10 protein-coding genes and 1 tRNA gene are annotated in these 13,532 nt (G+C 71.2%); 3 read left to right on the plus strand and 8 right to left on the minus strand.

The window, feature by feature from the left end:
- The 5 genes from N869_RS08215 to N869_RS08235 form a co-directional block, all read right to left on the minus strand.
- On the minus strand, positions 1-673 hold a 673-nt coding region (locus tag N869_RS08215; RefSeq protein WP_035060104.1), incomplete at its 3' end, for a LacI family DNA-binding transcriptional regulator.
- Positions 670-2,151 carry a GH1 family beta-glucosidase gene (locus tag N869_RS08220; protein ID WP_084136721.1) on the minus strand — a complete coding sequence of 494 codons (1,482 nt, stop codon included), beginning with the start codon at positions 2,149-2,151 and terminating at the stop codon, positions 670-672. The genes N869_RS08215 and N869_RS08220, both read right to left, overlap by 4 nt.
- A gap of 8 nt (positions 2,152-2,159) precedes the next feature.
- On the minus strand, positions 2,160-3,086 hold the full coding sequence (locus N869_RS08225) for a carbohydrate ABC transporter permease (protein WP_035060106.1): 927 nt from the start codon (positions 3,084-3,086) through the stop codon (positions 2,160-2,162).
- Positions 3,086-4,036, minus strand: coding sequence for a carbohydrate ABC transporter permease (locus N869_RS08230; protein ID WP_035060108.1), 951 nt, complete (start codon positions 4,034-4,036; stop codon positions 3,086-3,088). The genes N869_RS08225 and N869_RS08230 overlap by 1 nt, the downstream gene beginning before the upstream one ends.
- A gap of 61 nt (positions 4,037-4,097) precedes the next feature.
- On the minus strand, positions 4,098-5,384 hold the full coding sequence (locus N869_RS08235; RefSeq protein ID WP_035060113.1) for an ABC transporter substrate-binding protein: 1,287 nt from the start codon (positions 5,382-5,384) through the stop codon (positions 4,098-4,100).
- Positions 5,385-5,595: 211 nt separating this feature from the next.
- Between N869_RS08235 and N869_RS08240 the strand changes: the two genes are divergently transcribed.
- On the plus strand, positions 5,596-6,318 hold the full coding sequence (locus N869_RS08240; protein ID WP_052105255.1) for a cation transporter: 723 nt from the start codon (positions 5,596-5,598) through the stop codon (positions 6,316-6,318).
- On the opposite strand, the gene N869_RS08245 is transcribed toward N869_RS08240, so the two are convergent.
- Complete coding sequence (locus tag N869_RS08245; RefSeq protein WP_052105256.1) at positions 6,281-6,871, minus strand: YitT family protein; 591 nt, start codon at positions 6,869-6,871, stop codon at positions 6,281-6,283. The two genes, N869_RS08240 and N869_RS08245, sit on opposite strands and share 38 nt — an antisense overlap.
- A 171-nt stretch (positions 6,872-7,042) precedes the next feature.
- On the opposite strand from N869_RS08245, the gene N869_RS08250 reads away from it, so the two are divergent.
- Positions 7,043-9,292: a catalase gene (locus tag N869_RS08250; RefSeq protein WP_035060119.1), complete on the plus strand. Its 2,250-nt coding sequence runs from the start codon at positions 7,043-7,045 to the stop codon at positions 9,290-9,292.
- A gap of 92 nt (positions 9,293-9,384) precedes the next feature.
- Here the strand turns inward: N869_RS08250 and N869_RS08255 are convergent.
- Positions 9,385-9,458: transfer RNA gene (locus tag N869_RS08255), tRNA-Met, on the minus strand.
- A gap of 327 nt (positions 9,459-9,785) precedes the next feature.
- Positions 9,786-12,854 (minus strand): UPF0182 family membrane protein, encoded by a 3,069-nt coding sequence (locus N869_RS08260; protein WP_035060110.1) that lies wholly within the window; start codon positions 12,852-12,854, stop codon positions 9,786-9,788.
- 200 nt (positions 12,855-13,054) lie between these two features.
- On the opposite strand from N869_RS08260, the gene N869_RS08265 reads away from it, so the two are divergent.
- Positions 13,055-13,532: PPA1309 family protein (locus N869_RS08265; RefSeq protein ID WP_035060111.1), on the plus strand; the 478-nt coding region annotated here is incomplete at its 3' end.

The raw sequence follows: 13,532 nt of genomic DNA on the forward strand, positions 1-13,532 counted from the left end.
CGGCCGCGTCCATCGCCGCCCGCCAGCCCGCCAACCGGTCCAGGCCCGCGACCATGTCCTGCGGGCCGGCGATCGTCCCGATGCGCCGGCGGCCGGTGGACAGCAGGTGCTCGGTCGCGGCGCGGGCACCGCCCACGTTGTCGACGTCCACGTGCGGGACGCGCTGGGACCCCTCGGGACGCCCCTGGAACACGCACGGCACACCGGACCGCAGGATCCGGTCGTGGAGCCGGTCGTCCAGGTGGTGGGACGTCAGGACCGCGCCGTCGACCTGACCGGTCGTCACGTACCGCAGCACCCGCTCCTCGCTGCCGGGACGGGCGATCAGCAGCACCATCTGCAGGTCGTGGGCCTCCAGGGACAACGAGATCCCGTTGATGATGGCCCCGAAGAACGGGTCGGTGAACAACCGCTGGTTGGGCTCGGCGACCACCAGCGCGACCGCCCCGGTGCGCCGGGTCGCCAACGACCGGGCGGCACGGTTGGGGGTGAACCCGAGCTCGGCGATCGCCGACTCCACGGCCTGCCTGGTGCGTTCGCTGACCAGGTGCCCGCCGTTGATGACACGGGACGCGGTGGCCCGGGACACCCCTGCCGCGGCCGCGACCTGGCGGATGGTCGGCGCACCGCCGGCCGCGCGGGGGCCGGCTCGCGAGGTCACGGCGTCGGTCACTGCGTGACCGTACCGTCCACGTCCAGGATCGAGGTGCTCGCCACCCGGGAGTACACGCGGGCGCTCGTCTTGGGGGTGCGGCGCTGGGTGTCGAAGTCCACGTGGACGATGCCGAACCGCTTGGCGTACCCGTACGCCCACTCGAAGTTGTCCAGCAACGACCAGACGAAGTACCCGTGCAGGTCGACCCCGCCGGTCACGGCCTGGTGGACCGCGCGCAGGTGGCCACGCAGGTACGCGACCCGCTCCGGGTCGTCGACGGAGCCGTCGGCACCGACGGCGTCGTCGAACGCGGCACCGTTCTCCGTGACGTACAGCGGGACGCCCGCGGGGCCGGTCCAGTCCGCGTGCACCCGTCGCAGCAACCGTGCGAAGTCGTCGGGCTGGACCTCCCACCCCATCGCGGTGCGGGGCACGTCCCGGGGGACGGTCCGCACCTGCCCCACGCCGACCATCGGTTGAGCGGTGGTGCGGCCCGGCGGTGGGGTCGGCGGTTCGGGTGACGTCTCAGCGCTGACCAGGGAGCTGGTGTAGTAGTTGACCCCGATCATGTCCAGAGGGGTCGCGATGACGTCCATGTCGCCGTCGCGGACCGGGGGCGCGACGCCGACGGCCGCCCATGCGTCCAGCGCCGTCTGCGGGTAGCGACCGTGGATCACCGGGTCGAGGAACACCCGGTTCAGCAACGCGTCGTGACGGTCGACCAGGGCCTGGTCGGCGTCGCTGCCCGGGTCCGCGGGGTCGTACACCGACAGGTTCACCGTGAGCCCCACCTCGGCGCCGGTCCCGGCGGCCCGAAGGGCCCGGGTGGCGTGCCCGTGGGCCAGGAGCAGGTGGTGGGCGGCCGAGACCGCGGCCTGAGGCTCCTGGCGACCGGGGGCGTGCTGCCCGCCCGCGTACCCGAGGAACGCCGAGCACCACGGCTCGTTGAGGGTGGTCCACCGGGTGACGCGGTCCCCCAGGGCATCGTGCACGACCGTCGCGTACTCGACGAAGTGGTCCACGACGTCCCGCGACGCCCACCCGCCGCGGTCCTCCAACGCCTGCGGCAGGTCCCAGTGGTAGAGCGTGAGCCAGGGCGTGATGCCGCGCTCGAGCAGAGCGTCGACCAGGCGTGAGTAGAAGTCCAGGCCCTGGCGGTTCACGACCCCGGGCTCGGGGCAGATGCGCGACCACGCGGTAGAGAACCGGTAGGCCCCCAGCCCCAACGAGGCCATCAGGTCCACGTCCTGCTGCCACCGGTGGTAGTGGTCGCACGCCACGTCACCGGTGTCCCCGGCGGCCACCGCGCCGGGGACACGGCAGAACGTGTCCCAGATGGAGGGGGTGCGGCCGCCCTCGTCGACCCCGCCCTCGATCTGGTACGCGGCCGTGGCCGCCCCCCACACGAATCCCGGCGGGAAGACCAGCCCGGGCCCGCCCCCGGGCTCCGGGGAGGACGAGGAGGCAGAGGTGGGTGTGGTGGGCGTGGTGGTCATCGTCGAAGTCATCCCTTCACCGCTCCGTGCATGATTCCGGACACCAGCTGTCGACCGACGACGACGAACAGCACGACCAGGGGTGCGGTCGACACCACGACACCGGCCATGATCAAGGACATGTCCTTGAAGTGGGACGCCTGCAGCAGCTGGACCGCCACCGGTAGCGTCGGGTTGCTCGGGCCCAGCACGACGAACGGCCAGAAGAAGTTCGTCCACGAGGCCACGAACGTGAACAGGGCCAGCATCGCAGCCGCCGGCCGTGCCGCGGGCAGCGCCACGTGCCAGAACGTGCCGATGAGCCAGCAGCCGTCCACCCGTGCCGCCTCGATGAGCTCCTGAGGGAGTGCACTGTCCAGGTACTGGGTCATCCAGAACACCCCGAAGGCGGTCACCAGCCCCGGGACGATCACCGCCTGCAGCTTGCCCACCCACCCCAGGTCGGACATGAGGATGAACAGCGGCACCACACCCAGCTGGGTGGGCACGGCCATCGTCGCGATCACGAACACCAGCAGCGGGCGCCGCCCCCGGAACCCGAGGCGCGCGAAGGCGAACCCTGCCAACGTCGAGAAGAACACCACCGAGACCGCGGTCACGACGGCCACCACGGTGGAGTTGCGCAACGCGGTGAGGAAGTTGATGTCCGACCCGAGCACCCTGGTCACGTTCTCCAGGAAGTGGGGCCCGGGGACCAGGGACGGGATCGGGTTCTGGGCGATCGTCGAGGCGTCGGAGGACGCCAGGAGGAAGGCGTAGTACAGCGGGTAGGCGCTGACCGCGAGGACCACCCCGAGCAGCACGTAGGTGACCCACCCGGGGCGTCGCTCGGCGCCCGCGGTGCTGCCGCGCCGCCGGGCCGCGGCCCGTGCCGCACCCCGACCGGCGGTCTGGCGGACCGCCACCAGTGAGGGTTGGTGCCTGACCTGGGACATCACCGACCTCCCTTCCCGTCGGCACCGGCGGAGGCGATACGCCTGGTGAGGGCGAAGTTGATCAGCCCGATGACGACGATCAGCACGAACAGCAGCCAGGCGACCGCCGAGGCCCTGCCGAAGCTCTTCTGCGCACCCCAGCCCAGCTCGTACAGGTACATGGTCATGGTCATCCACTGGCGGTCGGCGCCACCCTGACCGAGCTGGTCGAACAGGCGCGGCTCGTCGAAGATCTGCAGGCCGCCGATGGTCGCGGTGACGATGACGAAGATGATCGTGGGCCGCAGCATCGGGACGGTGACGGAGAAGAAGGTGCGCACCCGGTTGGCCCCGTCGATGAGCGCGGCCTCGTACAGGTCCCGGGGCACGGCCTGCATCGCCGCCAGGAAGATGAGCGTGTTGTAGCCGGTCCAGCGGAAGTTCACCATCGACGCGATCGCGACGTGGCTGGCCAGGACGTCGGCGTGCCAGCGGATCGCGTCGATGCCCACCATGCCGAGCAGGGTGTTGATCATCCCGGACTGGTCGGCGAACAGCTTGGAGAAGATCAGCGAGACCGCGACTGGTGCCACGACGTACGGCAGGAGGACCCCCATGCGCCAGAACGTCCGGGCCCGGATGTTGGCGTCCAGGACCGCGGCGATCGCGATCGCCGCCACCAGCTGGGGCACCGCCGAGAGCAGGAAGATGCTGAAGGTGTTGCGCAGGGCGGTCGCGAACCGCGGCTGCTGCACCACGTCGACGTAGTTCTGCACGCCGACGAACTCCCCCTGCCCACCGATCAGGTGCCAGTCGTGGAGCGACACGTAGGCGGTGTAGGCGAGCGGGAACAGTCCCACCAGGGCGAACAGCACGAAGAAGGGGGCGATGTACAGGTAGGGCGAGACCCGGACGTCGAGCCTGCCGAGCCGGTCGCGCATGGGCGGCCGGGAGGGTGCGAGGGTGGCCATGGGTGTCCTTCCGTGGGCGCAGGGTCCGGGCGGCGGGTCGCGCCGCCCGGACCCCGGGACGTCAGTCCAGACCGAGCTCGCTGTAGGCCTGCACGGCCTTGTCCCACGACGACGCGGCGTCGTCGGTGTTGTCGGTGTCCACGCGCGTGATGGCGTCGGCGACCGTGGTGTGGATCGCGAAGTAGTTCGGGCCCTTGAACGGGCTCACGTCCACCGCGGCGGCCCGGTTGGCCAGGATCTCGCCCGTCGGCGCACCGTTGAAGAAGTCGTTGGTCTGCTCGAGCAGGTCAGGGCTCTCCAGCGCCTCGAGCTGGCTGGGGAACGTGCCCTTGGCGCGGAACGCCGCGATCTGCTGCTCCGGCGCCGTGAGCCACGCCGCCAGGGCGGTGGCCTCCTCGACGTGGTCACCCGTGGACGGCACGGTCAGGAACGAGCCGCCCCAGTTGCCGCCCCCGCCCGGGAACGCGTCGGCCAGGTCCCACCCGTCGACGCCGGCGGCGTTGCCCTCGATCACGCCGAGCATCCAGCCCGGGCACAGCATGGTCGCGAACCCGTCGTTCTGGAACGCGGACGTCCAGTCCTCGCTCCACTGGGTCAGGCCGGCCGACAGGCCCTCGTCGACGCCCGCCTCCAGGACCTGCTCGTACAGGTCCCGCACCGTGGTGTTGCCGTCCAGGGGCTTGTGGGTGCCGTCGGGGTTCTCGTAGGCGGCCTCGACCTGGTTGACCATGCCCTGGTAAACGGCGCCGGCCGAGTCGAACCACGGCACGTCCGAGGACCCGGCGAACGTCCGGCCCGCCTCGAAGTAGTCCTCCCAGGTGCTGCCGAGCATCGCGGCGACCTCGTCGCGGTCGGTCGGCAGACCGGCGTCGGCGAGCATGTCGGCCCGGTAGCAGATGCCCTGGGGTCCGATGTCCGTGCCGTACCCGATGAGCTTGCCGTCGGGCATGGTCGCCTGCTGGACCTTCCAGTCCAACCAGCGACCCTCGACGTCGGGTGAGGACAGGTCGGCGAACATGTCCGGGTACTGCATGAGCTCGGCCAACCAGTCGACCTCGATCGCCTGGATGTCGGCGTTGCCGGCACCGCCGGCCGCGAGGCGGGTGTTGAACGTGTCGCGGGCCTCGTTGGACGTCGCGGCCTTGCGGTGCTCGATGGTGATGTTCGGGTTGTCCAGCTGGTACTGCTCGAACAGCTCCTCGTAGCCGAACTCGTTGAACGTCGCGACCGTCAGGGTGATGTCGCCGGACACCTCACCGGGGGACGCCTCCGGCGAGTCGGCGCCGGTGGCGCACGCGGTCAGGGTCAGGGTCGCGACCGCCCCCAGGACCAGGGCCGGGGATCGCATCAGGATGGGGCGCACGGAGGACTCCTTTGTCCGAGGGAAGGCACGTGTGAGACCGGTCCCACCTTGCTCGTGGCTCTGGTGAGACCGGTCTCAGTGGGATGCCGTCATCGTGGCGCTGCGCAACCGACGGTGTCAAGACCCTGCACCCGCAGGGGCGAGAACAGTTCCGTGTCGGGTGTGCCCGGGCCCCCGGCACGACCGGGCCGGACCCATGAGCGCCCCCCTCGAGACCGACCGCGTCACCATCCTGCGACGCCGCGTGGGGCTGATCGTCACGGCCACCATCAGCTACAACGTGATCGAGGCCCTCGTCGCGATCCCCGCGGGTGCGGCGGCCTCGTCCGCGGCGCTCATCGGGTTCGGCCTGGACAGCATCGTCGAGGTGCTCTCCGCCGCGGCGATCGCCTGGCAGCTCGCCGGCGGGCGCGACCCCCGCGAGCGCGAGCACGTCACCCTGCGCCTGATCGCGTTCAGCTTCTTCGGTCTCGCAGTCTTCGTCAGCATCGACGCGATGCGATCGCTGGCCGGCCACGGCGAACCCGAGCACTCGACCGTCGGGCTTGTCCTCGCCTGCGTGTCCCTCGTGGTCATGCCCGCGTTGTCCCTGCTCGAGCGACGGACGGGACGTGAGCTCGGGTCGGCCGCGGTGGTGGCGGACAGCAAGCAGACCATGATCTGCGCCGCTCTGTCGGCGGTCCTGCTCGCCGGACTCGTCCTGAACAGCGCGTTCGGACTCTGGTGGGCGGACCCGGTGGGGGCGCTGGTGATCCCCGCGGTCGCCACCCGGGAAGGGATCGAGGCGCTGCGGGGGGACACGTGCTGCAGCCCGGTCACCAGGTTGCTGCAGGACGCCCCGCCCGGCGCCGGCGAGCAGAGCGGGGCGTGCGACAGCGACGTCAGCCCGCCGTGTACCTGCCCGGACGATGGTTCATGATCAGCACGGCGTTGAGCAACGCGGCGCCGGCGGCCGAGGCCAGCACGACCGGCCACGGGGTCAGCGCGAGCGCAGCCCCGATGATCAGGACGTCGAAGCCGAGCTGGACGTACCCCGCGCGGATCCCCAGGACCTCCTGGGCCAGGAGCGCCAGCGTGTTGAGCCCACCCATGCTCGCGTTGTGACGAAAGAGGATCAGCATGCCGAGGCCGGCCAGGAGGTTGCCGGTCACGGCGGCGTACACGGGCTCCAGGTCGCTCACGCGGAGCATCGCCGGGTGCGCCACCGTCCACAGCCCGACCAGGGCGATCGCGACCAAGGTCCGTACACCGAACGCCACGCCCTTGCGCCACGCACCCAGCAGCACGAAGGGCACGTTGACCGCCAGGAACAGCGCCGCGAACGGGATGCCCGTGGCGTAGCCGACCAGCAACGCCAGTCCGGCCGTCCCTCCTGTGACCGCTCCCCCTGCGTGCAGCAGAGCCACCCCCAGACCGGCCAGGTAGGTGCTGATGAGGGTCGCGACGACGTCCTCGACCCAGGAGTGGCGCACGCCCGGAGCCTACGGCCCCTGCGTTACGGGCAGATCACCCGGCCCCTGGTGGGCCGGGCGGGCCCGACGCCCCGGGGTGCCGGTCTCAAGGAGCTCACCTAGCGTCGAGGCATGGCGACGAACGACGACCACCGCAACCCCGTCCAGCAGGCGACGGACTCGGCGAAGAAGATGGTCAAGGACGTCGTGGGGGGCAGCGCAGGCGGCTCCGACGACGCCCTGACCATCCCCGGCGCGCCCGGCAGCCGACCCCCGACGCTCACCGAGCCCGACAAGCCCCAAGGCCCCCTGCCCCCGAAGGCCGACCAGCGTCCGGTGCGGCCGGTGTCACCCACGGGGAACCTGGACCCGTCCGCGGCCGACGCCCGCGCCCAGACCGGCGCCCACCTCACCACCGCCCAAGGCCTGCGGCTGGGCGACACCGACCACTCCCTCAAGGCCGGCCCCCGGGGGCCGGTGCTCCTGCAGGACCACCACCTGCGCGAGAAGATCATGCACTTCGACCACGAGCGCATCCCCGAGCGGGTCGTCCACGCCCGCGGCACCGGGGCGCACGGGACGTTCCGCTCGTACGGGACGGCGGCCTCGGTCACGCGAGCGGGGTTCCTCGGCAAGGGCGTCGAGACACCGGTGTTCGTCCGGTTCTCGACCGTGGTCGGCTCGCGGGGCTCGGCGGACGCCGTCCGTGACACGCGCGGGTTCGCGACGAAGTTCTACACGACCGAGGGGAACTTCGACCTGGTCGCGAACAACATCCCGGTGTTCTTCATCCAGGACGCCATCAAGTTCCCCGACGTCATCCACGCCGTGAAGCCCCAGCCCGCCAGGGAGATCCCGCAGGCCCAGAGCGCCCACGACACGTTCTGGGACTTCGTGTCCCTGCACACCGAGGCCCAGCACCACGTCATCTGGCAGATGTCCGACCGTGCCGTCCCGCGCTCCTACCGGACCATGGAAGGGTTCGGCGTCCACACGTTCCGCCTGGTCGACGCCGACGGCGGCACCACCCTGGTCAAGTTCCACTGGAAGCCCGTCCAGGGCGTGCACTCCCTCATGTGGGAGGAGGCCCAGCTCGTCAACGGCGCCGACCCCGACTTCCACCGCCGCGACCTGTACGACGCGATCGAGGCCGGCGCCCACCCGCAGTGGGAGCTCGGCATCCAGACGTTCCCCGACACCGAGGACCAGACGTTCGAGGGGATCGACCTGCTCGACCCCACCAAGCTCGTCCCCGAGGAGCTCGCACCCGTGCAGCCCATCGGGATGCTCACCCTGGACGCCGCACCCACGAACTTCTTCGCCCAGGTCGAGCAGATCGCGTTCCACCCCGGTCACCTGGTGCCCGGCATCGACGTCACCAACGACCCGCTGCTGCAGGGCAGGTTGTTCTCCTACCTGGACACCCAGCTCACCCGGCTCGGGGGCCCGAACTTCTCCCAGATCCCCGTCAACCGTCCGCACGCCCCCGTCAACGACATGCTGCGCGACGGGTTCCACCAGCAGGCCGACCACGTGGGCAACGCCCCGTACAAGCCGAACACCGTCGACGGGGGTTGCCCGTTCGCCGTGGGCGCCGGAGACGGGGCGTTCGTGGAGGTCCCCGAACCGGTGGCCGGGGCGAAGGAACGCAGCGCCCCCGCCTCGTTCGCCGACCACTTCAGCCAGGCCCGCCTGTTCTGGTTGAGCATGAGCCCGGTCGAGAAGGAGCACATCGTCCGGGCCTACACCTTCGAGCTCGGCAAGTGCTACGAGCAGGCCATCAAGGAGCGCCAGCTCCTGGCGCTGGCGAACATCGACCCCGTGCTGTGCCAGCAGGTCGCCCAGGGGCTGGGCCTGCCCGCACCCGAACCGACCGTCGTCCCCACCGAGGCCGCACCCAGCCCGGCGCTGTCCCAGGTGGGTGGCACCTGGCCCGTCGACGGACGCATCATCGGGATCGTCGCCGACGCCGCGTCCGACCTCACCGGGGTGCGCGAGCTCCGTCAGGCCGTGCACGCCGCCGGGATGGTGCCCCTGGTGATCGCACCGCACGGCGGGATGCTCGACGACGGGTCCGGTGAACCCGTCACGGTCCAGCGGACGTTCCTGACCGCCCGGTCGGTGGAGTTCGACGCGGTGCTCGTGGCCGGGGCGCCCGTGCCCGCCCCGGACGCCGCACCCGCGTCCGACGCGAAGGCCGGCGCCGCGCAGCCGCACGTGACCGCCGCGGCCGTCGACCCCCGCGTCACCCTGCTCGTCGCCGAGGCGTTCCGTCACTCCAAGGCACTCGGTGCCTGGGGCGACGGGGAGGCCGTCCTCCGCCAGGCCGGAGCCGCCGGGCCCGGCGTGGTCGTCGGGACGTCCGCTGGCGAGACCCTGGAGCAGATCGCCACCCTGCTCGGCGCGCACCGGGTCTGGGAAAGGTTCCCCGTGACCGTCTGACGCGTCGCGCGCTGCCCGTGTTGTCGCTGCACAACGCCAGAGGCCCTCCAGATCGGAAGATCAGGAGGGCCTCTGGACTGCTACTTCACAAGTAGCGGGGGCAGGATTTGAACCTGCGACCTCTGGGTTATGAGCCCAGCGAGCTACCGAGCTGCTCCACCCCGCGTCGGCTTCACCAACCTTACGGCACGGTGACAGACAGACCAAATCGACCCCCTCCGGCGGCCCTGCGACGGCGACCCCGGCGAGTGGGGAGCACCCGGTGCAACATCCGCACCACACGCTCCCCGATCCCGCAGGCAGAGGCCCCGGACGCGACAGTGGGGAGCGTCTGGTGCGGTATGCGCACGACATGCTCCCCACTGCCGTCGGGACGGGCGGGCACGAGACGGGCGGGGGGCGGTGGGGGCGGCTGGCGCGAGGCAAGGGCTGGAGACGGCGGAGGGGCGCACGGTCCGTGGACCGTGCGCCCCTCCGCCAGGGGTGGCTGGGATCAGCCGCCCATCTCCTCCTGTGCGGCGATCGCCGCGGACACCGCGGCCTCCAGGCGCTCCTGGGCGGCGCCGTAGGCGGCGAAGTCGCCGTCGGCGAGCGCCTCCTGACCGGCAACCAGGGCGTCACGGGCCTCGGCCAGCGCCGCGTCCAGGCGAGCCTGGGGCGTGCCGTCCGCCGCCGGCGTGGTCGGCTGCGGGGCCTCGGTCTCCGCCGGGTCCGGGGTGACGTCCTGGTCGGGCGTCTCCTCGGGCTCGGTCGGGGTCACCTCGACACCGTCGACCACGTCGTCCGGGGTCTCGCCCTCGACCGGGGCGTCCGGGACGTCCTCGACGTCCGCGCCCGGCTCCACGCCCTCGACACCGGCGTCACCCTGGAACACCTGGTCCAGGGCCTCCTCCAGCGTCTCGGCGAAGCCGATCTCCTCGCCGAAGGCCACCAGCACCCGCTGCAGCAGCGGGAACCTCGTGCCCTCCGAGGCCTGGACGTACACCGGCTGGACGTACAGCAGACCGCCACCCACCGGGAGCGTCAGCAGGTTCCCGCTGACGACCGAGGAGTTGCCGAGCTGCAGGACGTTCAGGCTCTGCGACACCTCCGGGTTGGACCTGAAGGCGTTCTGCACCTGACCCGGCCCGGGGACCGTGGTGTTGCGCGGCAGCTCGAGCAGGCGCAGCTGCCCGTACCCGTCGCGCCGCTCCCCCGGCTCGTTGCCCGGCTCGGCATCCACCGCGAGGAACCCGGTGAGCACGTTGCGGTCCGTCTGCCCGCCCGGGATGAACGTCGACGTCAACGAGAACGTCGGCTCGTCCTGGGTGGGCATCTGCAATGTCAGGTAGTACGGCGGCTGCTGCAGGCCCTCGGTGACCGGGTCCTGCGGGTTGCGCCAGAAGTCCTGGCCCGAGTAGAACTCCGCCGCGGTGTCCACGTGGTACTCGGCGAGCAGGTTGCGCTGCACCTTGAACAGGTCCTCGGGGTACCGCAGGTGGCTCATCAGGTCACCGGAGACCTCCGAGATCGGGGCCACCTTGGTCGGGAAGATCCCCTGCCACGTCTGCAGGACGGGGTCCTCCTCGTCCCACGCGTACAACGTCACCTCACCGCTGTAGGCGTCCACGGTGGCCTTCACGGAGTTCCGCACGTAGTTGACCTGCTGCGGCGCCAGCGCGGCGATCGCGTTGGACTGCATGGTCAGTGCGTCGGTGGTGACCTCCTCCAGCGCCCGCGACGAGGAGTACGGGTACTGGTCGGACGTGGTGTAGCCGTCCACGATCCACACGATGCGCTCGTCCACGACCGCCGGGTACACGCGGGTGTCCAGCGTCAGGTACGGCGCGACCTTGCCCACACGCTCACGGGGGTCACGGTCGAACAGGATCTGGGACTCGGAGGTCACCCGGTCCGAGAACAGGATCTGCTCCGAGCCGAACTTCACCGCGAACAGCAGCTGGTTCCACAGGTTCCCGATGCTCGGGCCGGCCTGGACCTCCTGCGTCGGGAACGTGGTGTTCACCTGGCCCGACGGGGCGTCGTCGTCCGGGAAGTCCAGCTCCCACGGCTCGGTGCCCTCCGGCGCCCCGACGATCGAGTACGACGGGCTCGACTGACCGAAGTAGATGCGCGGCTCGTAGGTGCCCAACGACCCCTCGGACGGGATGCCGCCCTGGTAGAAGGCCGGACGCCCGTCGGCGGCCGTGGTGTTGCCGTACGCGGCCACCACGCCGAACCCGTGGGTGAAGACCGTGTGGTCGTTGACCCAGCTGCGCTGGTCGGCACCCAGGCCCGCGAGGTTCAGCTCACGCACCGCGATCACCGTGTCGCGGCTCTCGCCGTCGATCGTGTACCTGTCCACCGACAACGTGTCCGGGAAGTTGTAGTACTGCTTGTTCTGCTGCAGCTGCCGGAACGACGGGCTGACGATCGCGGGGTCCAGCAGACGGATGCTCGCCGTGGTCTCGGCGTCCTCCCGCAGCGCGCCCCGCTCGGCGACCAGGGTCGCGTTGTACGGGGTGACCTCGACGTCGTCGATCCCGAACGCCGCGCGGGTGGCGTCGATGTTCCGTTGGATGAACTCCGCCTCCAGCGCCTGCGCGTTCGGCTCTACCTGGAACCGCTGCACGATCGAGGGGTAGACCGCACCCACCGCGATCGCCGAGACGACCATCAGACCCACACCGATCGCGGGCAGCCGCCAGGTGCCGCGCACCGCGGCGACCAGGAACAGGACCGCCACCAGGACGGCCACACCGGCGAGGATCGCGCGCGCCGGCATCACGGCGTTGACGTCCGCGTACGACGCCCCCGCCCGCACCACCGGCAGGTCACCGCCCTGCGGGTTGCTGCTCGTCAGCAGCGAGTACCGGTCCAGCCAGTAGTTCGCCGCGATCAGCAGCATGACCACCGCGGCGGTCACGCCGATCTGCACCCGGGCCGCGCGCGTGGTCATGTCACCGCCGCCACCCAGGCGCAGGCCCCCGTACAGGTACTGGGTGGCCACCCCGGCGATGCCGGCGATGATCGCCACGGCCATGAGGAACGACACCACGAACCGCAGTGCCGGCAGCGTGAACATGAAGAACGAGATGTCCATGCCGAACTGGGGGTCCGCCTGGCCGACCTCCACGCCGTTCAGGAACAGCTGGACGGTCTCCCACTGGGCCGACGCGGCGGTCCCGGCGAAGAAGCCCAGCACCAGCGGCGCAGCGATCATCACCAGCTTGCGCAGCGGCTCGATCATCTCCCGGTACTGGTCCAGGGACGCCTGCTCAGGAGTCGACGGGGCGTAGACCGGCCTGGACCTGTAGGCGACCGCGAGCGCGGCGTACACCGCCGCGGCCATCACCAGGAAGCCGGCGAGGAACAGCAGGCCCCGGGTGACCCAGGTGACCTGGATGACCTCGACGTAGCCGAGGGCGTCGTACCAGAGGACCTCGGTCCACAGGTTGGCCGTGATCATGAACAGGATCCCGAGCACGACCAGGACGACGATGGTGGGGCCCAGTGCCCCGCGACGCCGACCCGGGGGTCGGGACGCGCCTGGGGCGGGCCGAGGAGGCGAAGCGAAGGTCACGTTGTCTGTACCTCGATGACGGATCGGCGGGTGACGGGTCGACGGTCACGCTGCGACCCCCGGGCCTCTCGCCGTCCGGCCGGCACAGGGGTCAGCAGTGGAACGTGCGTGTCGGCCTCCAGGTTCCCATACGGTGCACCCGCCCGGGTGACGCGCCTCACCCCGGTGACCGGATCGTGACCACCTGCCACGATGGTCCCATGAGCCAGGACGCCAGCACCGGACCCGCCGCCCCGACCCCCGACCGTGCGACCGCCGCCCTCGCGGACGCGGTCCGTGAGATCGAGCGGCACGTGGCCGCCGGTGGCTGGGACGGGCCCGTCCGGGTGTTCGCCCTGGTGGGCACCGCGCGGGCGCTCGAGGCCGAACCGGACCTCGCGGGCCAGCTTCCGGCGCAGGTCGTGGCGGCCGCCGCCAAGGACCCCCACCACCTGACGTCGGTGGAGCAGGAGGGACTGCCGGACGCCCCGGCGCTCGAGGACCTCCTCGGGTCGCTGACGTGGCCGCCGACCGTCGACGGTGCGGCGGTGGTGGTCGAGCGGGTGGTGCTCCCGCCGTCGGCGGAGGAGGGCATGCCGAGCGACCCCGACGAGGCCCTCGCCTACCTGATGGGGCACCCGGAGCGCCAGGACGTGCGGCTGGCCGTCGCGGTGCTGCGGGACGGCCCGGCGTGGTGCG

This window comes from Cellulomonas bogoriensis 69B4 = DSM 16987 (genome assembly GCF_000767165.1).
Lineage (GTDB): Bacteria > Actinomycetota > Actinomycetes > Actinomycetales > Cellulomonadaceae > Actinotalea > Actinotalea bogoriensis.